18 protein-coding genes and 1 pseudogene are annotated in these 23627 nt (G+C 65.2%); 6 read left to right on the top strand and 13 right to left on the bottom strand.

Features of this window, described 5'->3' with window-relative positions:
- The 5 genes and pseudogenes from A7D27_RS28735 to A7D27_RS28720 all read left to right on the top strand — a co-directional run.
- Positions 1 to 437: pseudogene (locus A7D27_RS28735) on the top strand (type VI secretion system tip protein VgrG); the annotation flags it as partial.
- On the top strand, positions 434 to 3670 hold the full coding sequence (locus tag A7D27_RS12985) for a hypothetical protein (RefSeq protein WP_069565129.1): 3237 nt from the start codon (positions 434 to 436) through the stop codon (positions 3668 to 3670). The pseudogene A7D27_RS28735 and the gene A7D27_RS12985, both read left to right, overlap by 4 nt.
- Positions 3667 to 4872: a hypothetical protein gene (locus tag A7D27_RS28730; RefSeq protein WP_240923329.1), complete on the top strand. Its 1206-nt coding sequence runs from the start codon at positions 3667 to 3669 to the stop codon at positions 4870 to 4872. The genes A7D27_RS12985 and A7D27_RS28730 overlap by 4 nt, the downstream gene beginning before the upstream one ends.
- Before the next feature lies 1 nt (position 4873).
- On the top strand, positions 4874 to 6082 hold the full coding sequence (locus A7D27_RS28725; protein ID WP_256557164.1) for a hypothetical protein: 1209 nt from the start codon (positions 4874 to 4876) through the stop codon (positions 6080 to 6082).
- Position 6083: 1 nt separating this feature from the next.
- Positions 6084 to 7292 carry a hypothetical protein gene (locus A7D27_RS28720; protein WP_256557163.1) on the top strand — a complete coding sequence of 403 codons (1209 nt, stop codon included), beginning with the start codon at positions 6084 to 6086 and terminating at the stop codon, positions 7290 to 7292.
- Positions 7293 to 7390: 98 nt separating this feature from the next.
- Here the strand turns inward: A7D27_RS28720 and A7D27_RS12965 are convergent, their stop codons facing one another.
- From A7D27_RS12965 to A7D27_RS12940, 6 genes are all read right to left on the bottom strand, one after another.
- On the bottom strand, positions 7391 to 8044 hold the full coding sequence (locus A7D27_RS12965; RefSeq protein WP_069561009.1) for an HAD family phosphatase: 654 nt from the start codon (positions 8042 to 8044) through the stop codon (positions 7391 to 7393).
- Positions 8044 to 9030 (bottom strand): ABC transporter ATP-binding protein, encoded by a 987-nt coding sequence (locus A7D27_RS12960; protein ID WP_069565128.1) that lies wholly within the window; start codon positions 9028 to 9030, stop codon positions 8044 to 8046. The genes A7D27_RS12965 and A7D27_RS12960 overlap by 1 nt, the downstream gene beginning before the upstream one ends.
- A complete protein-coding gene (locus tag A7D27_RS12955) occupies positions 9027 to 9824 on the bottom strand; it encodes an ABC transporter permease (protein WP_069561007.1) in 798 nt (265 codons plus the stop codon). Before A7D27_RS12955 ends, A7D27_RS12960 begins: the two co-directional genes overlap by 4 nt.
- On the bottom strand, positions 9811 to 10653 hold the full coding sequence (locus A7D27_RS12950) for an ABC transporter permease subunit (protein ID WP_069561006.1): 843 nt from the start codon (positions 10651 to 10653) through the stop codon (positions 9811 to 9813). Before A7D27_RS12950 ends, A7D27_RS12955 begins: the two co-directional genes overlap by 14 nt.
- Positions 10650 to 11456, bottom strand: a complete 807-nt coding sequence (locus tag A7D27_RS12945; RefSeq protein WP_069565127.1) for an alkaline phosphatase family protein — start codon at positions 11454 to 11456, stop codon at positions 10650 to 10652. The genes A7D27_RS12950 and A7D27_RS12945 overlap by 4 nt, the downstream gene beginning before the upstream one ends.
- A 63-nt stretch (positions 11457 to 11519) precedes the next feature.
- Positions 11520 to 12578 (bottom strand): ABC transporter substrate-binding protein, encoded by a 1059-nt coding sequence (locus tag A7D27_RS12940; protein WP_069561004.1) that lies wholly within the window; start codon positions 12576 to 12578, stop codon positions 11520 to 11522.
- Between the two features lie 302 nt (positions 12579 to 12880).
- On the opposite strand from A7D27_RS12940, the gene A7D27_RS12935 reads away from it, so the two are divergent.
- The gene (locus A7D27_RS12935; RefSeq protein WP_069565126.1) at positions 12881 to 13597 is read left to right on the top strand and encodes a UTRA domain-containing protein; all 717 of its coding nucleotides are present in this window, start codon (positions 12881 to 12883) and stop codon (positions 13595 to 13597) included.
- Positions 13598 to 14054: 457 nt separating this feature from the next.
- Here A7D27_RS12935 and A7D27_RS12930 read toward each other — a convergent pair whose 3' ends face one another.
- The 7 genes from A7D27_RS12930 to A7D27_RS12900 form a co-directional block, all read right to left on the bottom strand.
- Positions 14055 to 16055, bottom strand: a complete 2001-nt coding sequence (locus A7D27_RS12930; RefSeq protein WP_069565125.1) for a TonB-dependent receptor — start codon at positions 16053 to 16055, stop codon at positions 14055 to 14057.
- 103 nt (positions 16056 to 16158) lie between these two features.
- Positions 16159 to 17013: a transporter gene (locus tag A7D27_RS12925; RefSeq protein WP_069565124.1), complete on the bottom strand. Its 855-nt coding sequence runs from the start codon at positions 17011 to 17013 to the stop codon at positions 16159 to 16161.
- An 83-nt stretch (positions 17014 to 17096) separates the two neighbouring features.
- A complete protein-coding gene (locus A7D27_RS12920) occupies positions 17097 to 19211 on the bottom strand; it encodes a PQQ-dependent dehydrogenase, methanol/ethanol family (protein ID WP_069565123.1) in 2115 nt (704 codons plus the stop codon).
- Between the two features lie 170 nt (positions 19212 to 19381).
- Positions 19382 to 20311: a transcriptional regulator FeaR gene (gene feaR / locus A7D27_RS12915; protein WP_069565122.1), complete on the bottom strand. Its 930-nt coding sequence runs from the start codon at positions 20309 to 20311 to the stop codon at positions 19382 to 19384.
- 169 nt (positions 20312 to 20480) lie between these two features.
- The gene (lapD, locus tag A7D27_RS12910; protein ID WP_069565121.1) at positions 20481 to 22427 is read right to left on the bottom strand and encodes a cyclic di-GMP receptor LapD; all 1947 of its coding nucleotides are present in this window, start codon (positions 22425 to 22427) and stop codon (positions 20481 to 20483) included.
- A gap of 3 nt (positions 22428 to 22430) precedes the next feature.
- On the bottom strand, positions 22431 to 23072 hold the full coding sequence (gene lapG / locus A7D27_RS12905; RefSeq protein WP_069560997.1) for a cysteine protease LapG: 642 nt from the start codon (positions 23070 to 23072) through the stop codon (positions 22431 to 22433).
- Between the two features lie 145 nt (positions 23073 to 23217).
- Positions 23218 to 23619 (bottom strand): YbaN family protein, encoded by a 402-nt coding sequence (locus A7D27_RS12900; RefSeq protein ID WP_069560996.1) that lies wholly within the window; start codon positions 23617 to 23619, stop codon positions 23218 to 23220.
- Between the last annotated feature and the right edge of the window lie 8 nt (positions 23620 to 23627).

The following is a 23627-nucleotide window of genomic DNA, read 5'->3' as shown; positions in this document are numbered from 1 at the left end:
CCGAACTGAAGCAGGACGACCACCTCACCGTGGGCAACGAACAGCACATCCAACTGGGCAGCGGGCAGTTCATCGAAGCGGGGCAGGAGATCCACCTGTCATCCGGCCTCAAGGTCGTGATGGAGGCCGGCAGCGAAGTGACCTTCCAGGCCGGCGGCAGCTTCGTGAAGCTCGACGCCAGTGGCGTCACCCTCAGTGGGCCCAGCATCAAGATCAACTCCGGCGGCGGACCCTATGCGCCGACGCCCGCCGTCCCGTTACCGCCGTTACGCCCTCGCCCTGCCGACACCGCGCCGCCCCCGGGCCGCCTGGGCAAGGCCGAAGCCAACCCGCTTCAGGAACGCAAGCAAGGCCCGCAGCAACTGATCGTTGATGTGTGGGGCGACCCCACCTTCGGTGGCCAAGTACAACTGCTCGACCCGGAAGGTGACGCATGAGTGAGCTAAAGGATCAGCCCATCGAACAGGGCACTCGCAAACGCACGGACTACGACAACGCACGCCGTGCTCGGTTGGCGCTGAATATTGAACGCACCGATGGTGGGATGCTGCAGATTCCTGTCGAGCTGGATATGCGCAGCCACCAGGAAGAGCCCGAGATTCAGCAGAATACCTTCCTGGCCGTGGTGCCCATGGCGCGTCTTCCGGGTTACGAAAAACCCCATGAGTCACCCAAAGGTGCATTACCCCGGCCGGGCCATATCTATGTGTTCCAGAACGGCAAGCTGTGGCGCGAACTGGCCTGCGATGGCGAAGGCAACCTGGCTGATATCGATGTGGCCCATTGGCGCAAGCAAGCAGCGCAAGGCAAGCCAACTGACAAGCGAGCGCCAGTAGGCAAGCCCCTGGGGCTGACGCTGGTGCCGATGCTGTTGAAGGGCCGTTTTGTCGGCAATCAATACGCCATGGCCTATAGCGAAATGGCCTGGACCTGGGAATACATCGCTTGGTTGGAGGCCAACAGCGGCCGAGTGAAGAGTCGTTGCCAGATGGTCGGCCCGGCTTGGTCGGCAGCGGTTGTGGGCGGTGAACAATGGCGGCCGACCCAGGCGATGCCGATTGTCGTGATCGATAAGCAGGCTGAGGGGCTCAGGCCACGTGACCTGCATATCGAATGTGCGTTGCGTGACCCGGCGGCTTTCACTCCGGCCATGTCCACGCTTGATCCCCAAGAGTTGATTGTCGTGCTGCACAAGCAGCAGCAAGCGCTTGCAGGGCACATGGGGGAAACCGCTCCGGCTGCGCCACCTGCGCTACCCGCAGGCAAGGATGTTCTCGCAGAAAAGAACTTGCGCGGTTATCCCAAACTGGTCGGCTTCATGTTGGATGACCCGGTGTTCGAGCTGCGCCATGCGGTAGAGCAGTCGCGCCTGGCAACCGAAGCCTTGCAGACCTACAACGCCTTGGTGCCGTACCAGCCTTTTGGTCGTTACGCCGAAGTGCTGCATCACTGGGCGATGCGAAGTAACGCGCCATTGGCCGACTTGCGCGACCAGATTGAGATGCCCCCGTTTGAAAAGACCATGCTGCACGCCGAGCGCAAGTCTGCACGCGAGTGCATCCATCGCCAGCTCACGCGCGTGCTGGCGTTATCGCAGAGCAAATTGGTCGCGGTATGGAATGACTGGATCTACAGCAGCGATGAACGCTTGCTGGAGCCCTACAGCCTGCTGATCGACATGCTGAAAACGCTCAGTCGCCTGCCCCAGGCCAGCGATGCGCGCAGCACCGAAGTGGAAAGTAGAGAACTGGCTCAAGCGGTGGAGCGCCTGATCAGGCAACTGGTGCAGGCCAGCCATCCGCTTACCCGTGCAGCCCTGGCTGACCAGAGTGGAGCATTGCCCGAGTTGGCCAAGCGCCTGGCCAAGCTGGCTGCAACCAAGCAGGCGGTTGATGCGGAAAAGCTGGGCATCAGCAGCCTGGCCATGTTCGCCGGGCTGGAGAGTCAAGGCGCGGTCAATTACCAGTACGTTGCACAGAACATCGCCCTGGCGGTGGACGAGTGGTTGAACCACGTGAGCCAGTCGGTGGTACTCGCACTCAGGCAGTTGCGCACCAGTGCCGCCACCGTCCAGCTCGATATGCAGCGTGCGTTTGCGCCAACACTTGGCCTGCTGGGCAAGCTGCATCGTCAGGCCGCGACGATCCAGTACCTCACCCAGGGTGAAGCCCTGGCCCGGAACATGGTGGTGCTTGGGGTGCATGGCGGTGGTTTCAGCTTTGGCTTGATGCCCAGCGAGCGCACCACTCTGACCCGGGAGAACTACCTGTATGCCAACCTGCAGGCCCGCAGCGGCAGGGTACTGGCCACCACCAGCGCCAAGCTGGCAGACGCCAACCACTTCGCCAGCAAGGACCTGGGCCACCTTAGGGTCGTGGCGGTTCCGGCTGACGATCCGCTGGTGCAGGAGTTGAACAGTTGGCGGCTTGGCGCCGCCAACCTGGGCCGCGCCGGACAAATGGCCAAGTCGTCGGCCTTGCCGCTCTTCGCCACGCTGATGGCGGCTTACAACCTGCACGTCAATACATTGGGAGCCGAGGCACTGTGGAAAAATGAGAAAGGAAGATTGTTTGTTGGCGGTATTTCAGCTGTTGCAGATCTTTTCCTCGCCTCGAACAGCGTCGCGCTAAAAATCATCGCAGGCTCAGGCGTTCGCTCACCCTGGTATGCACTCTGGGAAAAGGGCCGCATTGATGTTTCGCGGATATCGGAGCGTTGGGCCAGCAACCTCAGTAAGCGCACGGGGGGGAGTACCTGGCTCAGTGCTTCGAGAATTGGCTCCGGGGCGGCCATGGTTTTCACTGCCTTACTATTTGCCTGGGACGCCAAGCGTGCTTTCGACCAAGGTGATAAGGACGTCGCGGTTGCCAATGCCATCGCCGCCTCCGGCGCTGCCATGTGGGCGCTCTACACAGTTGGCTTATTGGCCAGTCCCTGGGTATTGGGCGCGGGTATCGTGTTGCTGCTGGGCGGCGCGGTGGCCGCCGCGCTGTTGGCCGATGGCGCCATCGAGCAGGCGATCAAGCACGGCCCATTTGGCAAGGAACAGCGCCTGGCGCATATGAACGACCCCAGGGTCGCCTATCAGCAACTGCTCGGCGCTATCGGCCAGCCCCAGGTACGCATCGAGCGCTTGGGCAATTGGTATAGAAGCGCCTCCGTAGACGATCAGGCGAAGCTGCGGGCAGCGGCAGCTGAGGGTAAAAGCCACCTTGACCCGCTAGACTGGGCCGTCGAGTTGCAGTCCGGCTTGTTGAGCCACTACCCCAGCGGCCAGGGTTTTATCCTGCTGGCATCCGAGCTCAAGCTGGAGCGTGGTCATTACAGCGGGTGGCAGCCCAGGCCAGCCAAGGTCATCGCGCAGGAAAAACTCGGGGCCGTGGTGCTGGGCGGCGATCGCGTGCTCTATGTACTGCCCTATCACCACCCGCCGGCCTTCAACCCCTTGGCCGCCAGCCAATACGCCCTCAAGGTGCGTGCCCAGTTTCGCCTCAGCCATCAAGCCTGCCGAGTAGGCGATCCTTTCCCGACGTATGACGACCTGGTCTTGCCGCAGCCAAGCCCGCGCCAGTGGGCGACCTTCAATCCAGCGCTGCGGCCCAAGGAGGATCAAGTGATGGATGACGTGCCCTATTGGCTGATTGAACAGAGCGACTACGAAAAACTATGAATGCCCCCGTAATAGAACCAAACCCTTATACGGCCAGCGCCTACAACTCCAGCGATATACCCACCCAGCCACCGCATAAATGGCGGCAGGATGCCAACCGCAGCAACCTGCGCCGCACCCAGTTGCGCTGGGGCCACTATGCCAACTTGCAGCCCTGGCAACTGGTCGATATCCAACTGCAGGCCAAGGAGCAGACCTTTGTCGAGCGCACGGGGGAGACTGAGCTGTATTGCGATCAACAGCGATGGCGGTTTGAGAATTTTAATAAACTGCTTATATTGTTGCCGTTCTTAAAGTACTGCGCTTTATTTGCGGTGCCGTGGATGCTTTGGGGGCTTTCTATCGTAGAGCTTTTGCCTGAAATGCTGTTTCTTTTTTTGTTTTCAATATTTGCTGTGTTGATGATTGGGGTTAGTGGCTGGCTATATTGGGAGAAAAGTTTAAAAGCTTATTTGATACAGGTAGGCATTGGTTTCGCTACAGCTTTGTTTGGTGCGGTGTTTACTTATCATACGACCAGCTACGGCGCTGATGTATTTTGGTTTTGTGGAGTCATGGCCTTCTCCATCTTCATGGGCGTAGTCGGTTTCGATTTTTTGCTGGATCTGTATTTGCGCCTCTTCAAATACGACGGCAGCGAGTTCAACCGGCAAACGGGCATGGTGACCATCGCCCGGCGTTTTCGTAAGCCGTTCGTGGCGCCTTTCTATGAGTTCGACACCACCATGGAGTTTCGCCCAGGGCCCCATGGCAGTGGCGGCATGGCGCTGTGGTTGCATCACCGTTATGCCGATTGCGAGCTATTTCTCGGTGGCAAGATGCATCCGCTGGGCCTTACCCCGGAAGAGGCGCTGGCCTTCTGGGATTGCCTGCAGCGCTATATGGACATCAGCCAGCCGCTACCTGAACTGCCGGTGCTCGAACAGTTCCGCCACCTCGACCCCACCACGGCCGCGCACGACCGGCAGAGCAAGCGGGAGGCGCGTTACTGGCGCGAGATGCCCTACCGCGCCTGGCAAGGCCGTGGTCAACACGAGACGATGAAGCGCAACCAGAAATACCCCTGGCAACAACAGCCCTGCATCCTCCAGGCCCGGATCGACCCGGCGCTGAGCATCGAGGCCTATTACCGCAGCCAGGAAGCCAAGGGCATCCACGCCACACCCAAGGCCGATGACTTCGACAACATCCACAGGGGGTGAAATGAACACCCCTGTAATAGAACCAAGCCCTTATACAGCCAGCGCCTACGACTCCAGCGCTATCCCCACCCAGCCGCCGCATAAATGGCGTGAGGATGCCAACCGCAGCAACCTGCGCCGCACCCAGTTGCGCTGGGGCCACTATGCCAACTTGCAGCCCTGGCAACTGGTCGATATCCAACTGCAGGCCAAGGAACAGACCTTTGTCGAGCGCACGGGAGAGACTGAGCTGTATTGCGATCATCAGCGCTGGCGGTTTGAGAACTTTAATAAGCTGCTTATATTGTTACCGTTCTTAAAATATTGCGCTTTATTTGTGGTGCCTTGGTTTTTTTGGGCATTTGCAACCATGGTCTTGCTGCCGAAAACACTGCTGCCCCATTCTCTTTTAGGGCTATTTGCGTTTCTGATGATCGGCCTTAGCGGCTGGCTCTATTGGGAGAAGAGCCTGAAGGCGTACTTGATTCAAGTCGGTACGGGCTTGGCGACGGCCCTGCTTAGCGCATTATTAACTTTCAGTACGTCCAGCTACGGTACCGATCTATTTTTGTTTTGCGGAGTCATGGCCTTCTCCATCTTCATGGGCGTAGTCGGTTTCGATTTTTTGCTGGATCTGTATTTGCGCCTCTTCAAATACGACGGCAGCGAGTTCAACCGGCAAACCGGGATGGTGACCATCGCCCGGCGCTTTCGTAAGCCGTTCGTGGCACCTTTCTATGAGTTCGACACCACCATGGAGTTTCGCCCCGGGCCCCATGGCAGTGGCGGCATGGCGCTGTGGTTGCATCACCGTTATGCCGATTGCGAGCTATTTCTCGGCGGCAAGATGCACCCGCTGGGCCTTACCCCGGAAGAGGCGCTGGCCTTCTGGGATTGCCTGCAGCGCTATATGGACATCAGCCAGCCGTTGCCCGAACTGCCGGTGCTCGAACAGTTCCGCCACCTCGACCCCACCACGGCCGCGCACGACCGGCAGAGCAAGCGAGAGGCGCGTTACTGGCGCGAGATGCCCTACCGCGCTTGGCAAGGCCGTGGCCAACACGAGACGATGAAGCGCAACCAGAAATACCCCTGGCAACAACAGCCCTGCATCCTTCAGGCCCGGATCGACCCGGCGCTGAGCATCGAGGCCTATTACCGCAGCCAGGAAGCCAAGGGCATCCACGCCACACCCAAGGGTGATGACTTCGACAACATCCACAGGGGGTGAAATGAACACCCCTGTAATAGAACCAAGCCCTTATACAGCCAGCGCCTACGACTCCAGCGCTATCCCCACCCAGCCGCCGCATAAATGGCGTGAGGATGCCAACTGCAGCAACCTGCGCCGCACCCAGTTGCGCTGGGGCCACTATGCCAACTTGCAGCCCTGGCAACTGGTCGATATCCAACTGCAGGCCAAGGAGCAGACCTTTGTCGAACGCACGGGAGAGACTGAGTTGTATTGTGATCACCAGCGTTGGCGGTTTGAGAATTTCAACAAGCTGCTGATGCTTATTCCAGTATTGAAGTTTGCTGCGCTGTTTGTGGCGCCGTGGATATTTTGGCTGCTTGCTACTGTGGAGTTATTGCCGGAGATATTGCTGCTGATTTTTATGCAGTGCCTGTTCGCGCTGCTGATGATGGGCGTTAGCGGTTGGCTCTATTGGGGGAAAAGTTTAAAGGCTTATTTGATTCAAGTAGGCGCTGGCTTCGCTACAGCCCTGCTTAGTGCGGTATTTACCTACAGTACGTCCAGCTACGGCACTGATCTGCTTTGGGTTTGCGGAGTCATGGCCTTCTCCATTTTCATGGGTGTAGTCGGTTTCGATTTTTTGCTGGATCTGTATTTGCGCCTCTTCAAATACGACGGCAGCGAGTTCAACCGGCAAACCGGGATGGTGACCATCGCCCGGCGCTTTCGTAAGCCGTTCGTGGCGCCTTTCTATGAGTTCGACACCACCATGGAGTTTCGCCCCGGGCCCCATGGCAGTGGCGGCATGGCGCTGTGGTTGCATCACCGTTATGCCGATTGCGAGCTATTTCTCGGTGGCAAGATGCATCCGCTGGGCCTTACCCCGGAAGAGGCGCTGGCCTTCTGGGACTGCCTGCAGCGCTATATGGACATCAGCCAGCCGTTGCCCGAACTGCCGGTGCTCGAACAGTTCCGCCACCTCGACCCCACCACGGCCGCGCACGACCGGCAGAGCAAGCGAGAGGCGCGTTACTGGCGCGAGATGCCCTACCGCGCCTGGCAAGGCCGTGGCCAACACGAGACGATGAAGCGCAACCAGAAATACCCCTGGCAACAACACCCCTGCATCCTCCAGGCCCGGATCGACCCGGCGCTGAGCATCGAGGCCTATTACCGCAGCCAGGAAGCCAAGGGCATCCACGCCACACCCAAGGGTGATGACTTCGACTCTGTCCATCGCCCTTGAGTCTTTGCCATGCGTTGCAGCCGCTACGTTGTGGTCCGTAGCAACGGGCTGGCCAAGGTTCCGTTTGTATTTCACCCCTCCCCATGCCCTGAGCGGCCTCAGCGCCAGGCCAGGATCGGCCAGCCGGCCTGCTCGGCGTGGGCGCGCAGCGTCGGGTCGGGGTTGACCACGCGGGGGTTGTCGACCATGCCCAGCAGCGGCAGGTCGTTGCGTGAGTCGGAATAGAAATAGGCGCCGTCCAGGCGCTCGCCGTGTTCGGCCAGCCAGGCGTTCAGGCGGGTCACCTTGCCGTCGCGGTAGGTCAGCACGCCTCGGGTCTTGCCGCTGTAGTGGCCGTGTTCTTCGGCCAGGTCGATGGCCAGGACTTCCTCCACCCCCAGCCGCTCGCCGATGGCGCTGACCAGGAAGTGCGCCGAGGCGGAGACGATCAGCAGCCGGTCGCCGGCCTGGCGGTGCCCGGCCAGGCAGCGCATGGCGTCGCTGTGGATGATCGGCTCGATCACGTCCTCGACGAAGGGCTCCACCACCGAGGCGACTTCCTCGGCGGTGCGGCCCACCAGGGGCGAGAGGCTGAAGGCCATGTAGTCCTCCATGGCCAGCTTGCCCTCGGCGTAGAGGGTCATCAGCTCATGGTCTTTGGCCAGGAAGGAGTCGCGGTCGACCCAGCCGAGGTCGGCCATGTGCGCGCTCCACAGGCTGGCGCAGTCGCCGTCGATCAGGGTGTCGTCGAGGTCGAAGATCGCCAGGGCCATCACGCCACCTCCCGGACAGCGTCCGCGTCGATGCGCAGGCCGATGCGCCGGCCCACCGGGTGCAGGTCGTCGGCGGAGCGGTTGAGCACGTCCACCAGCAGTTCCACGCCCTGGGCCTGGACCCGGTAGCGGATGACGTTGCCCAGCAGGCTGTGGCTGCGCACTTCGGCCTCGATGCCGCCTTCGCCCAGGGCGATGGCTTCCGGGCGGATCGCCACGCGGGCGTTGACCGGCCGTTGCAGCAGGCGGCTGGCGGCTTCGGCCTCCAGCAGGTTGTAGTTGCCGATGAAACCGGCGGCGAAGGCGTCCACCGGGGCGGTGTAGAGGGTCTCGGCGTCGCCGCTCTGGACGATGCGCCCGGCGTTCATCAGGAAGATGCGGTCGGACAGGGTCAGCGCCTCCTCCTGGTCGTGGGTGACGAAGAGGGTGGTCAGCCCCAGCTCCTGCTGGATGCTGCGGATCTGCTCGCGCAGGTGCTTGCGGATGCGTGCGTCGAGGGCCGAGAGCGGCTCGTCCAGCAGCAGCAGGCGCGGGCGGGTCACCAGGGAGCGGGCCAGGGCCACGCGCTGGCACTGGCCGCCGGAAAGCTGGTGCGGGTAGCGCTCGGCGTGCTGGTCCAGCTCCACCATGGCCAGGGCTTCCTGCACGCGGCGGGCGCTGTCGTCCTTGCCGACCTTCTGCATGCGCAGGCCGAAGGCGACGTTCTGCGCGGCAGTCATGTTGGGGAACAGGGCGTAGCTTTGGAACACCATGCCGATGCCGCGCTTCTGTGGCGACAGCGGCACCAGGTCCTGGCCATCCAGCAGGATCTGCCCGCCATCCACCTCGGTGAGGCCGGCGATGCAGCGCAGCAGGGTCGACTTGCCGCAGCCCGAGGGGCCGAGAAGGGTGACGAACTCGCCCTTGCCGATCTCGCAATCGATGTCGGTGAAGATGGTGGTCTGGCCGTAGCGTTTGTGCAGGCCGCGGATCGAGAGAAAGCTCATGCCTTGTCCTTGTTCAGACGGTTGGCTGCCCAGGTGCCCAGCAGCACGAAGAGGAAGTAGGAGATCACCAGGGCGCTGTTGAAGTGGCCACTGCTGTTGCGCATGTTGTTCAGGTACACCTGCAGGGTCTCGTAGCGGGTGCCCACCAGCAGGTTGGCGAAGACGAACTCGCCGAAGAGGAAGGAGAACGACAGGAACAGCGACACCATCAGGCCCTTGCGCAGGTTCGGCAGCACCACCAGGAAGGCGGCCTGCCAGGTGCTGGCGCCGAGCAGGTGGGCGGCGTCCATCAGGTCGCGCAGGTTGATCGCCTGGAGGTTGTTGGTGATGGCCCGGTACATGAAGGGCAGGGCCACGGTGAAGTAGCAGCCGATGAGAATCCACGGCGTGCCGATCATCGCCAGCGGGCCCGAGCCGTAGAGCTGCAGCAGGCCCACCGAAGACACCACAGGCGGCACCGCGAAGGGCAGCAGGATGAGGATGTTCATCAGCGCGTCCAGCTTGGGGAAGTGGTAGTGCACCACGAACAGCAGCGGCAGGATCAGCACCACCGACAGCGCCAGGGCGCCGAAGCACACCAGCAGCGACTGGCCGAAGGCGGCGAGGAAGCGGGCATCGCTCCACAGCGCCAGGTACCACTTGAAGGTCAGCCCGTCCGGCAGGATGGTCGCCGACCAACTGGTGGACAGCGAATAGAGCAGGGTGCCGGCCAGCGGCAGCAGCAGGATCAGGAACAGCACCCAGACCACCAGGCGGTGGTACAGGCCGGCGGCCCGGGTTTCAGCGCGCGACATGGTAGCTCCTCTTCAACAGCCACTGGTGGACGACGGTGATCAGCGCCATCAGGCCCACCAGCACCATGGCCAGGGCGCTGGCCAGTGTCGGGTTGAGGGCGATGTCGCCGGCCACCATGGCGGCGATGCGGATCGGCAGCACGTTGAAGTTGCCAGTGGTCAGCGCGTACACCGTGGCGTAGGCGCCCAGGGCGTTGGCCAGCAGGATGATGAAGGTGCCCAGCAGCGCCGGGGTCAGCACCGGCAGGCCGATGTAGCGCCAGAAGTGCCAGGTGCCGGCGCCCAGCAGCGCCGCCGACTCGCGCCAGTCCTGGCGCAGGGCGTCGAAGGCGGGGTAGAGCAGCAGCACCCCCAGGGGAATCTGGAAGTAGGTGTAGAGCACGATCAGGCCGGTCTTGGAGTAGAGGTTGAAGTCCTCGATCAGCCCGCTCTGCTTGAGCAGCAGGGTCAGCGCGCCGTTGAAGCCCAGCAGGATGATGAAGGCGAACGCCAGCGGCACTCCGGCGAAGTTGCTGGTCATGTTGGAGAAGGCCATGACGAAGTCACGCAGGCGGCTGTCTACCTGGCGCAGCGAGTAGCTGCCGAACACGGCGATGACGATGCCGAACAGGCTCGACCAGAAGGCGATCTCCAGGCTGTGCTTGATGGCCTGCAGGTAGAACTTGGAGCTGAACACCTTGGCGTAGTTGCCCAGGCCCCAGCCTTCGGGGCTGTTCAGGCTGTTGATGGCCACCCAGGCCAGTGGGGCGATCTGGAAGACCACGAAGAAGACGGCGAAGGGCAGCAGGCACAGGAGCGCCAGCCATTTGCCGCGGTTGGCTGAATTCACTTCAACAGCTCCCGGCAGAAGGGTTTGTCGTGGGGGATGCCGAGCAGCTCGCAGAGCGTGCCGCAGAGTTCGGTCTGCAGCGGGCGGGCGGTCGGGTCGAGGCTGAAGGCGTCGCCGATGACGAACAGCGGCACTTCGCGCTCCTCCGGCAGGGTTCCGTTGTGGGAGCGGTCGACGTTCATGCCGTGGTCGGCGGTGACCATCACCTGGTAGCCGGCATCCACCCAGCGCTGCAGGTACTCGGCGAGGATGACGTCGGCCATGCGCGCGGCGTTGCGGTACTGGGCGCTGTCCAGGCCGTGCCTGTGGCCGGCATCGTCGATGTTCATCGGGTGCACCAGCAGCACGTCGGGGCTGTGGCGCAGGCGCAGGTGCTCGGCGTCGGCGAACAGGTGCGCATCGGGGTACTGGTCGGCCCAGTAGAAGTGCTCGTACTGGATGGGCAGCTCGGGGGCCTCGGTGTGGCGGTCGCGGGCCGGGTCGAAGGGCGAGCGGTTGTACAGCTCGCTGAACCAGTGGTAGGCCGCGGCGGCGGTGCTGAGCCCGGCGTCGCGGGCGATGTGGAACAGGCTGCGCTCGCGGGACAGGCGCGAGACGTCGTTGTGGACGATGCCGCTGTCGATGGGCGGCACGCCGGTGAGGATGCATTCGTAGAGTGGGCGTGACAGCGCCGGCAGCTCGCATTCCAGGCGGTACAGCGCGGCCCGATCGGCGGCGCACCAGGCGAGCAGGTGGCCCATGGCGTGGCTGGCCACAGGGTGGTTCAGCCCGTCGAGCAGGACGAGGACGGCTTTTCTCTTCATTCTGACTGCCTCAAGCGGGGCCCGGCCCCGGCGCGCATGGCGCACCGGGGCGGGCGACCGGGCTTATTCCATCTCGATGATGACCTGCTCCTGCCATTGCTGCGGCAGGGCCTTCGAGGTGGCTTCCCAGGCTTTGGGGTCCTTGATCGGCTGGACCTTGGCGTACTGCTCGTTGGGCAGCAGCTTGGCCTGCACCTCGGCCGGCAGGGTCAGGTGCTCGGCGCGGATCGGGCGGGCGTTGCCCTTGGCCAGGTTGATCTGGCCGGCGTCGCTGAAGATGTACTCGCGGGCCAGCTTCGCGGCGTTCGGGTTCTTGGCGTATTTGTTGATGATGGTGGTGTAGCCGGAGATCACCGAGCCGTCGGAGGGGATCAGCACCTCGAAGCGGCTGGGGTCGATCTGGTCACGGTAGGAGAGGCCGTTGAAGTCCCAGACGATGCCCACTTCCACCTCGCCCTTCTCCAGGGTCTGGATGGTCGGGTTGGACAGCGACAGGCGCTTCTGCTTGGCGATCTCGGCGAAGAATTCCAGGCCCGGCTGGATGTTCTTCTCGTCTCCGCCGTTGGCGATGGCGGCGGCCAGCACGCCGTTCACCGCCTGGGCGGCGGCGCTGACGTCACCGATGGCGACCTTGTACGTGCCCTTCTTCAGGTCCGCCCAGGACGTGGGCACATCCTTGACCAGTTGCTTGTTGACGATGAAGGCGATGGAGCCGGTGTAGGCGAGGGCCCAGTGGCCGTCGGCATCCTTGGCCCAGGCGGGGATCTGGTCCCAGGTGCTGGGCTTGTAGGGTTGGGTAACACCCTGCTCCTTGGCGATGGGGCCGAAGGCGGCGCCGACGTCGCCGATGTCGGCGGTGGCGTTTTCCTTCTCGGCGGCGAACTTGGCGATTTCCTGCGCCGAGCTCATGTCGGTGTCCATGTGCTTGAGGCCGTACTTCTTCTCCAGGTCGACCCAGGTGTCTTTCCAGTTGGCCCAGCTATCGGGCATGCCCACGCTGTTCACGGTGCCTTCCTTGCGGGCGGCTTCTTCGAGGGTCTTCAGGGCAGCGTCGTCAGCCATGGCCAGGTTGCTCATGGCCAGGGTCGTTCCAATCAGTGAAGCCAGCAGCAGGCGTTTCATATGCAGCTCCTTAGCGGGGTTGTGTTGTTGGTCTAGATCAGCAAGACCCAGGCCAATCTAATGGCCCCGGATGACGGTTTTATTTCACGGCACGCCGCGACCTCGCCTGCTGTCGCGGCGAGAGCAAGCGTAGACCATGGCTACAAGGTCGATGGCGCGCGGGTTGGGGCTATGCTCCTGGCATGGGCCATGCAGGTGCGAGGTGGTGTCACGGAACGGTCATGCAGGCTGCCTAGGATGACGACGACCCTGCCGGCGCCGCACTTTTATGGTGCTGGTCTATTCCAGATTGGAGTCTTTCGATGCGCGATGAGGCGCCCCGTACCGTAACCGCCATCTGCCATGCACTGCAGGAGCAGATCAAGCACGGCCTGTTGCCCCTGGGTGGCAAGCTGCCGGCCGAGCGCCGGCTCAGCGAGCTGTTCGACACCACCCGCATCACCCTGCGCGAGGCGCTGGGGCAGCTGGAGGCCCAGGGGCTGATCTACCGCGAGGAGCGCCGCGGCTGGTTCGTTTCGCCGCCACGGCTGGCCTACAACCCGCTGGTGCGCAGCCACTTCCACGCGATGGTGGCCGAGCAGGGGCGGGTGCCGGCGACGGAGGTGCTGGGGGCGCGGCTGATCCCTGCCAGCGTGGAGATCTGCGAGCTGCTGGAGCTGCCGGCGCTGTCCAGCGTCTACCAGATCCGCCGGGCCCGCCGGGTGGATGGGCGGCTGGTGCTGTACGTGGAGCACTACCTGAACCCGGTGTACTTCCCCGGCATCATCGAATTCGACCTGACCCGCTCGCTCACCGAGCTGTACGCCAGCGAATACGCCATCCGCTACGGGCGGGTGCGCTTCGACATGGTGCCCACCGCACTGCACCCGGAGGCCGCCACCCACCTGAAGGTGACGGCCGGGAGCCCGGCGCTGAAGATCACCCGCATCAACCGCGACCAGCACGGTCGGCTGATCGACTGCGACCTGGAGTTCTGGCGCCACGATGCCATCCACGTCAGCGTGGAGGTGCCGGAGTAAGGCATCTTGTGAGCCTCCCAAAGGCTGTGTCCCGAAAGCGCGTTGCTGACTATCGAGTGCTGCTGATGTCACTTGTTTCGCCTTGCCAGGCGAGTCACTTTTCTCAATCGCCCAGAAAAGTAACCAAAAGGGCTCGCCCCTGCATCCGGGTCCCGCTTCGCGGGACTTCCCTCGCTCCGTCGCCGCTACGGGGGCCGGCGCGATGGGCCATCCATGGCCTGGCGCGCCTCTCGCGGCATCCATGCCGCTCGTCCCCCTGCGCAACGACTGCGCTCGGCCTCCTGAAGGGGCAGATTCCCTGCCTCATTCTCTGAGTCCGGCATGGCTCCACAGCGCGCTTCGGGTTTGTTCCCTTCTCCCTCACGGGAGAGGGCCAGGGCACCCGGTGGATACAGGAATGGAGGGTTGCTCTGACCACCTAGGCGATGACAATACGGGGCGTTTTTAGAAGCGCCCTTCAGAAGCTCAGGCTGGCGCCGGCATAGATGACGCGGCCGGGGCCGGGCTCGAAGTAGCGGGCGTTGCCGTCGTTGATGCGGATGTTGTCGTAGTAGTCCCGGCCGAACAGGTTGTCGATGCCCAGGTAGGGCTCCAGGGCCTGGCCGTTCCATTCCAGGCGGGTGCCGAGGCGGGCGTTGACCAGGGTGTAGCCGCCGACCCGCACGTTGTTGGCGTTCTCGGCGTAGAGCCGGTCCTGGGTGACGCTGCTGAGGCGGGCGTAGCCGCCGTCCCATTCGTAGGCCACTTCGGCGAACAGCGACTGGCGCGGGATGCCGGGGATGGCGTTGTCGCCGTAGTCGGCGTTGCCGCTCTTGAACTCGATGAAGCGATAGTCGTTGTAGCTGTAGGCGGCGGCCAGGCGCCAGTGCGGGTCGAGGCGCCAGTCCAGGCTCAGTTCAAGGCCGTCGCGGCGGGACTTGCCGGCGTTGGCGTAGTAGGTGATGCCGCTGCCGTAGGGCACCAGTTCGTCGTCCAGGTCGATGCGGTAGAGCGCTGCTTCGTAGCGCAGGTCGTTCCATTCGCCTTTCAGGCCCACTTCGCGGTTGGTGGCCTGGGCCGGGCCGAGTGCGGGGTTGAAGCCGCCGCCGGCCGGGTTGGCCAGTTCGTTGGCGGTGGGCGTTTCGAAGGAGGTGGCGTAGCGCGCGTAGAGCACGTGGTGCGCGTCCAGCCGGTAGCTCAGGCCCAGGCTGCGGTTCCAGTCGCTGTAGGTGCGGGCACTGGAGTCGTCGCCGTTGCCGAGGAAGCGGTCGTCCACCTCCAGCTTCACGCTGTCGCGGCGCAGCCCGAGGGTGGCTTGCCAGCGTTCGCCGAGCTGGATCGCGTCTTCCAGGAACAGGCCCTGGCTGCGCGCCTGTTCCCGTTGCTCCAGGGTCAGGGCGCCGGTGCGGCCGTCGAGGTTGTTGTGGCGGTCGCGGTCGTCACGCTGGGCTTCCAGGTCGAGGCCGCCGGTGAGCTGCTGGGGCAGGCCGAACCACTCGGCGTGATGGGTGTACTGGGCGCCAAGGCCGCTGAACAGGCGGTCGTAGCGGGTCTGGCCGTTGTTCTGCAGGGGCAGGCGGTTGCCGAACTGGCGGCTGCCGACCCAGCTGCGCAGCAGGTAGCTGTCGTCGCCGGCGGCCTGGCCTTCCCAGGTCAGCGCCAGGCGTTGCTGGCGGATGCGTTCGTCGGAGTTGAAGCGCAGGCTCTGGGCCCGCGCCTGGCTGCGGTCGGCGCGGACTTCGGCGCGGGTCAGGGCGCCGGGGTCTTCGGAGCGGTTGTCCAGGACACTGAGGCTGAGCCCGAGGCGGCCGGCCTCGGCCTGCCAGGCAAGCTTGCCGGTGAAGCTGTTGGCTTCGGCGCGGCCGTGGTCGCGGTAGCCGTCCAGTTGGGTGCTGTTGAAGGCCAGCAGGCCGCCGAGGTTGTCGACGCTGCCGCTGGTCTCGGCGCGCACGCGGTGGTAGCCGAGGCCGCCGGCGCTGACGTCCAGTTGGCTGAAGGGCGTTTCCCCCGGCTCGCGGGTGCGGATGGCCAGCACGCCGCCGGCGGCGTTGCCGTAGCTGCTGGCGGCCGGGCCGCGGATCACTTCGAGGCTTTCCACCAGGGCGGTGTCGACGCCGTCCATTTCGGTCTGGCCGTCGGGCATGGTCAGCGGCACGCCGTCCACCAGCACCCGCACGCCGCGCACGCCGAAGCTGGAGCGGGCGCCGAAGCCTCGGATGGCGATGCGCATGCCCTGGGCAAAGTTGTAGCGGCTCTGCACGTAGGTGCCGGGCACCTTGGCGAGCTGGGTGTCGAGGGTCAGGCCCTGCTCACCGGGGCGGTTGGCGGTCTCCACCGCGCTGACGGCGACCGGGGCCGTGAGCCAGTCGGTGCGGGTGCGCGAGGCGGTGATCTCCAGCGGGTCCAGTTCGGCGACTTCCTCGGCCAGCAGCGGGCTGGAGGCGGCGAGCAGGGACAGGGTCAGGGCGGCGGGCTTCATGGCGTGTCGTTCTTATGTCGGGCTCGGGCTGTGCCGATCATAGGGGCCCGTGCCGGGGGATGCACGGCACGGGCCCTGGGCCTTTGGTAGGAGGCGGTGGGGGTCAATAGAAGTAGGCGAGGCGGAATTGCAGGGAGTTGTCGATCTTCACGCCCTCGCGCACCTGGGTGTCGTGCATCACCTGGCCCATCAGCTGCAGCTGCTTGTTGACCATGGTGGCCAGGGAGACGCCCACGGTGCCGTTGTCGCGGCTGGTGGCCAGGGTCTGGTCGTCGAGGGTTTCGCGGCCGCCCCAGTTGTGCCGGTAGGTGAGGGCGGCGTAGGTGTCGGGGGTGAAGTTGTAGCGCAGGTGGTTGTGAAGCTGGATCAGCGGGTCCTTTTTGGCATCGGTGCTGCGCTGGTCGCCGTAGAACTCGGTTTCGGCGATGACGTCCCAGCTGATGCGCTCGGTGAGGCCCTTGATGTAGCCGACCTGGAAGTCCACCGCCCAGCGGTTGTTGCTGAGGGCGAAGCCGTCGTTCTTGTCGCTGCCGGTGGGGGCGGTGACGAACACCGACCAGCCCAGGTGCTCGTTGCGCGCCAGGTCGCCAATGGTCCACAGGGTGCCGCCGAAGGTGATGTCGCCGAGGCCCGAGGTGCGGGTGTCGCTGGCGCCCACCTCCTGGGTGCCGAAGGGGATGACGATCTGCGGGTCCCAGGTGTAGCCGGTGCCGAAGAAGTCGGTGAAGTGGATCAGCCTGAGCACGCCGACGGTCATGTCCAGGTCGAGGTTGTCGGCCACCTGGTGGCCGCCGGAGTAGACCTCGTCGCCCCGTGGGTTCTGCTGGTAGAGCACCACCACGTCGGTGCCCTTGGGCAGGGCGGTGTAGTCGCCGGCATCGGGCTTGACGTCGGCCTGGGCGAAGGGGGCGGCCAGCAGCAGGCCGGTGGCGAGGGTGAGGGCGTGGCGTGTGGGCATGGCGGGTCTCTCTTGTTGTTTTTCGGGCATGGCTGCGCCCGGACGGCGCCCGCGTGGGCGTCGTCTGGGAGTCGGCGGTGGGGTCAGCGGGTGGCGTTGGCCTGTTTCAGCTCGGCCTGGAGGTCGTGGGTGCGCTTGATCAGGTACTGGCGGATCAGCTCCATGTCCTTGGGCTTGAGGATGTCGGAGAAGTTGGGCATGCCGCGCCGTATCAGCGCGCCACTGAGGTAGGCGGGGAAGGCGGCGTGCTTGTCGGCGGTGAGGTAGCGCAGGTCCGGGACTTCGCCGCCGCTGATGGCGTTGAGGCCGTGGCAGCCGGCGCACAGGCCGTTGAACAGGTCGCGGGCCTGGGCCAGTTGCGCGGGCGTGGCGTTCAGTTGCAGGTCGGCGTTGGGGAACACCGGGGCTTCGCGCGGGGGCGGCAGTTCGCCCTTGGCGCCCAGCTTGAAGGCGATGACCCGGGCTTCGGCACGCACCTTGCCCTTGTTGGTCAGCGGGCCGGTGAGGCGCGGGATGATGCCGCCCCAGCCCACGGAGAAGGCGACGTACTGCTCGCCGTTGACGCTGTAGGTGACCGGGCCGGCCATGACGCCGGAGTTGGCGCGGTGCTCCCAGAGGGTGTCGCCCTTGTCGGCGCTGTAGGCCACCACGCGGCCATCGGCGGTGCCCTGGAACACCAGGTTGCCGGCGGTGCTGAGGGTGCCGCCGTTACCCGCGCCGGCGTAGGGGTGGGACCAGGCCGGGGCCTGGCGCACCGGGTCCCAGGCGATCAGTTCGCCGGTCCAGGCGTTGCGGATCTGCTCCAGCACCTTGGGGTCTTCCGGCAGGCTGGGCACGTCGAGGCCGAAGTTCACCACCGATTTGTTGGGCAGGAACATCGGCTCCTTGGCCGCCTTCAGTTCGGCCAGGGTGTGCTGTGCGGGGATGTAGACATAGCCGGTGACGGGGTTGAAGGACATGGGATGCCAGTTGTGCCCGCCGAGGAAGCTGGGCTGCACCACCTTGGGCTCCTGGCTGTAGTCGGCGGCGCCGGTGAGGATGGGCCGCCCGGTGGCGAGGTCGATGCCGCTGGCCCAGTTCACCGGGACGTAGTTGCGGGCCGAGAGCAGCGTGCCGTTGGTGCGGTCGAGCACATAGAAGAAGCCGTTCTTCGGCGCCTGCATCAGTACCTTGCGTAGCTGCCCGTCGATCTTCAGGTCGGCGAGGATCATGTGCTGGGTGGCGGTGTAGTCCCAGCGGTCCTGGGGGGTGACCTGGTAGTGCCAGACGTACTCGCCGCTGTCCGGGCGCAGGGCGACGATGGAGGAGACGAACAGGTTGTCGCCCTTGCCGTTGCTGCGGAACTGGTAGTTCCAAGGCGAGCCGTTGCCGGTGCCGATGTAGAGCAGGTCCAGCTCGGGGTCGTAGGCCATGGAGTCCCACACGGTGCCGCCGCCGCCCCACTTGACCCAGCCGTCGCCGTCCCAGGTCTTCAGTGCCATGGCCATGGCCTTGTTCTCGGGGGGGAGCTTGGGGTCGCCGGGGACGGTGTAGAAGCGCCAGGCCTCCTGGCCGGTCTCGGCGTCGTAGGCGGTGACATAGCCGCGCACGCCGAACTCGGCGCCGCCGTTGCCGATCAGCACCTTGCCCTTGACGATGCGCGGGGCGCCGGTGATGGAGTAGCTCTTGCTGCGGTCGAGGATGGTGTCGACGCTCCACACCGGCTTGCCGGTGGCGGCGTCGAGGGCGATCAGCCGGCCGTCGAAGCTGCCGACGTAGACCTTGCCGTTCCACACCGCCACGCCCCGGTTGACCGGGCCGCAGCAGCCCTGGCCGAGGTTCTCCGGCGGCACCTGGGGGTCGTACTTCCACAGTACGGCGCCGGTGGTGGCGTCGAGGGCGTAGACCACGCTGAAGGCGCTGGTGGTGTACATCACGCCGTCGACCACGATGGGGGTGGCTTCGACGCCGAAGTCCAGCTCCAGCTTGGTGGTCCAGGCCAGGCCGAGCTGGCCGACGTTGCCGGCGTTGACCTGGTCCAGCGGGCTGAAGCGCTGTTCGTCGTAGGTGCGGCCGTGGCTCATCCAGTTGCCCGGCTCGCGGTCGGCCTGGAGCAGGCGCTGGGCATCGACACGGGCGGGGCCGGGGGCATTGGCGGCGACGCCCGGCAGGCTGGAAAGCAGAAAGGGCAGCCCTATCAGCAGCGGAAGGGTTTTCACGGTCGTGGTACTCCGGCACAGGGTTTCTTGTTATTGGGGGCCCGCTCGCGGCGGACCACAGGGTGGCAGCGGCATGGGTGCCTGGGGGTATTAGAGGGTTGGCCCCGGCCGGTCGCTTGACCCTGGCTGCCATTCTTTCTTGGCATTCCTTGCCAGGCCGGGGCGGGTGGTCAGGCGCAATGGGCCCGTGCGCGGTAGTCCCGCGGGGACAGTTCGAACTGGCGCTTGAAGGCGCGGCTGAAGTGCGCGGCGTCGAGGAAGCCCCATTTGAAGGCGATCTGGGTGATGGATTCGTGGCGCAGCACCTGGGCGCCGAGGTCCTGGGCGACCTTGTCCAGGCGCGCGCGCTGGATGTAGCGGCAGACGCTCTCGCCCTGGTCCTCGAACAGCCGGTACAGCCGCCGCACCGAGATGTGCAGGCGCTCGGCGAGCAGGGCAGGCGACAGTTCGGCGTCCTGCAGGGATTCGCCGATCAGTTGCAGCGCCACGCCGTAGAGGTCGCCGGTGTGCTCGGGCAGCGCCTCGACACGTTCGGCCAGGGCCGGCACCAGCAGCGCCAGCAGGGCGTCCTGCAGGGCCTGGCCGTCGGCGTTGGGGTCGAGGGTGCCGGCGCTGTCGCCGATGGAGCCCACCAGGGCGCGGATCATCCGGCTCGACAGGCTGTTGCGGGCCAGACGGCCGAAGGGCTGCTGGCCCTGGAAGTGCTCCATGACCCGTTGCCGGGCCAGGTGCACCGAGACGTTTTCGATCAGGCCATGGGGGCAGATCTCGAAGGGCAGGGCGGAGTCCACGAGGGCGAAGTCCCCGGCGTGCAGCTCCAGCTCCACCCCGCGCTGGCGGATGCACTGGCGCCCGCTGCGCTGGAAGATCAGGAAGCAGTGGCGGTCGTCCTCGCCATCCACACCCACCCGTTCCCGGGCGATGAGCCCGGCGTTGGTGCGGATATGCGCCGTTTCCAGCGGGCCGATGCAGTGCGCGTGGATGTCGCCGATGAACTGGTTGTGCTGGGTGGATGGGCGGGTCTCGAAATTTCCGCAGACTGCGCGCAGGGATTGGCTGAAGGTGTCGAACGCGGCAAGGGTGCGAGTCGGAAAGGCCATGGCCGTCTCCTGTTCTTGTTTTTCGTTAACATATTATCGATGCCGACAGGGAGCAAGGAAAAAGCGCGGCGACGGGGCAGTGCGAGAAGGCGGGGGAAGGTGGCGCCCCGCGGGAACGGCAGGGGCGCCTCGGGAAAGGCAGGTGCTTTTTAGAGGGCCCCTGGGGGTATCAGCTCTTCCAGGGTGCCGGTGCGCCCACCAGGCGGCCCATGGCGCCGAGGATGCCGAGGGCCTTGAGGGCCTCCAGTTCGCCGGCACTCTCCACCATCTCGGCGATCAGCGGTAGGTCGATGCTGTTGGTGGCGCGGTACACGGCTTCGATGAACACCCGCTTGTCCTGCTCCACGTCCAGGTTACGGATGTAGGCGCCGTCCACCTTCAGGTAGGCGAGGCCGAGGTGGGTGAGATTGCCGATGAGGCTGAAGCGGCCGCCGAAGTGCTGCAGGCCGATGTTGAAGCCGGCATCGCGCACCCGCTGGCTGAAGGCTTCCAGCTCGGCGGGCGGAGGCAGGTGACGTTCGTCCACCTCCAGGGTCATGAGCTGGCTGTGTTGCGGATGGGCCTTGAGCACGGCCAGCAGGCGGTCCTGGGTGGCGGCATCGCGCAGGGTGGCGGCGGAAAGGCTGAGGGCCAGCGGGGCGGGGTGCAGGTCGAGGTGGTCGAGGGTGTGTTCGAGCATCGCCAGGTCGAAGCGGGTGGCCCAGCCCAGGCGCTCTATCCAGGGCAGGAAGCGGCCGGCGGCGACGGCTTCGCCCTGGGGGTCGAGCAGGCGCGCGAGGACCTTGTGGTGCAGCAGGCGGCCGGTGTCGGCGCACTCCACCACGGGTTGGAAGTAGAGCTGCAGTTTGCCTTCGTTGAGGGCCTGGTCGATCCAGCCGCGCCAGTCGTGCAGGCCCTGGCCGGCGTTGGCCTGGAAGTCGTCGAGGCGCTCCCAGTGGCGCGAGGGGTTGCTCTGGGCCTGAGCCAGGGCCTGGTCGGCACGGGCGAGGACGTCGGCCGGGTTCTCTCCGGGGCGGAAGGCGGCGATGCCCAGGTGGGCCACCGGGGTGCAGTCGCTGGCGCCGGTGGCGCGCAGGTTTTCCAGGGCGGTACTGAGCACCTCGGCGAGGCGGTCGGCGCCGTCGCCCTCAAGGCCGGGTGCGAGGAGGGTGAACTCGCCACCGCGGTTGCGTGAGGCGAACCAGTCGGGCGTGCCGCTTTCGGCCAGGGCCTGGCCGATCACCTCGCCGACATCGCGGATCAGCGCGTCGGTGCGTTGGCCGCCGAGGCGCTGGTTGAGCCCGCCGAGGTCGTTGACCCGCAGCAACACCAGGTAGCCTTCGGCGTTCTGCTCGGAGGGGTCGAGCTGGTTGGCCAGGCGGGCGTCGAACTGGCGGCGGTTGGCCAGGCCGGTGAGGGTGTCCTGGTAGGCCTCTTCGCGCAGCTTTTCGCTGCGGGCGGCCTCTTCGGCGAACAGGGTCTTGAGCTTGTCGACCATCTGGTTCATGGCCAGCACCACGCGCTTGAGCTCGGGCGTGCGCGGTACACGGGGCAGGGTGAGGAATTCGCGGCGGCTGATGGCCTGGGCCTGCTGGACCATGTTGTCCAGCGGGCGCAATTGGGTGCGCAGGAGGAAGCCGCCGAGCACGGCGCTGACCAGCCCACACACCACCAGCCAGGCGAGCATGCCCAGGGCGCTGTCCCACAGCTTGGCCAGGGCGAATTGCGGGTGGCTCACCACCTCGACCCGGGCGGCCTGCTCCCAGCCGCGCATGATCAGGGCGTCGCCGCCCTGGGCACGGAGGTCGACGATGCGGGCGAACCAGAGCGGGACGGTGCCGGTGACGGTGTCGGTCTGGCGCTCCACCTGCACCTCGCCGTCGCTGATGCGTACCACGCGGATGCGGGCGAAATAGCCGCTGTCGAAAATGGAGCTGACCATCAGCTCCAGCATGGCCGGGTCGTCCACATGGGGCGTCATGGACAGCGCCAGGGCGGTGGCGGCGTCCTGGGCGTGGGAGCGAAGCTGGCTGCGCAGTTGCTCGCGGGAGCTCTCCACGCCGGCCAGGAAGCTCCCGGTGAAAGCCACCACCAGGAACAGGCAGATCGCCAGAAACAGCTGCTTGAGTAACGACATCGTCTATCCCTCTCCGATCGGGAAGCCTTCGGCGCGCATCTTCTGCAGAATGTCCTGCCAGCGCGAGAGCCTCTTGCTGTCACCACTGCGCTTGCCCCCGGTGTAGAGCCCCTCGGCGTTGAAGGCGTAGACCGGCAGCAGGTCCTTGCGCTGGGAGGCGGGGCGGATGTCGCTGATCAGGTTGTCCAGGACCAGCGGGTCTGCCGTGGGGGTGGCGTAGAAGGTGAGCACCATGTGCGCCTGGTTGTAGTTCAGCGCCTTGACGTAGGTGATGCGCAGCTTCTCGGCAGGAATGCCGAGTCGGCGCAGGGTGAAGTACTTGGCGATGGAGTAGTCCTCGCAGTCGCCGGCACCCTTGACCAGGGCCTCGATGGGGGTGGCCCAGTAGTCGTTCTGGCGCCAGTTGCGCTGGTCGTCGACGAAACGCAGCTTGGCGTTGAAGAAGCGGTTGACGGCGGTGAGCTTGTCCTTCTCCGGCAGTTCGCCGCTGCGCTGGATCAGGTCGCTCCAGTCGAGGATGCGCTGGCGTGCCGGGCCGAGGTTGCCGTAGCGCTTCTCGGCGTTCTTGAGAATCGCCTCGAAGTCCCAGTCGGCCAGGGCGAGCAGGCTGAGCAGGGCGCAGGCGACCAGCAACGGCCACGCCATGCGCGGTCCGGCTGTACGGGTGTGCTGGTGGTGCCCTAGCTGCATCGTCAGGGTTTCCGCCCCTTGGGTTCATGCAGTCTAGGCAGGCGTCTGGCCTTTTGCCTTGCAAGGCAGTCGGAAAGATCAGGAGGACATCGGGGCCGCGTCAGTCGCGGTGCAGGGTCTTCTGCCGAAGGATGTAGACGCTGACCAGTACCGCGCTGGTGAGCATGAAACCCTGGGCCCAGGGGCGCTGCACCAGGTAGCAGGAGAACAGGATGCTCACCCACATCAGCACCAGGGCGTAGACCTTGCCGCGCAGGGGGATGCCGTTGCCTTCGAGGTAGTCACGAATCCACGGGCCCAGGTGCGGGTGGTCCACCAGCCAGCGGTAGAAGCGCTCGGAGCTGCGCACGAAGCAGGCTGCGGCCAGCAGCAGGAAGGGGGTGGTGGGCAGTACCGGCAGGAAGATGCCGATGACCCCCAGGGCGACGCTCAGCCAGCCGATGCACAGCAGTCCATAGCGGACCGCTGCGCTGCGGGCGCGGGGGATGTCGCCGTGGGCCATCGCGTGAC

Origin of the sequence: Pseudomonas sp. 1D4 (assembly GCF_001728925.1) — a bacterium.
Taxonomy (GTDB): domain Bacteria; phylum Pseudomonadota; class Gammaproteobacteria; order Pseudomonadales; family Pseudomonadaceae; genus Metapseudomonas; species Metapseudomonas otitidis.
Note: the sequence above shows the minus strand (reverse complement) of the source record. Positions and strands in the feature narration are given on the sequence as shown.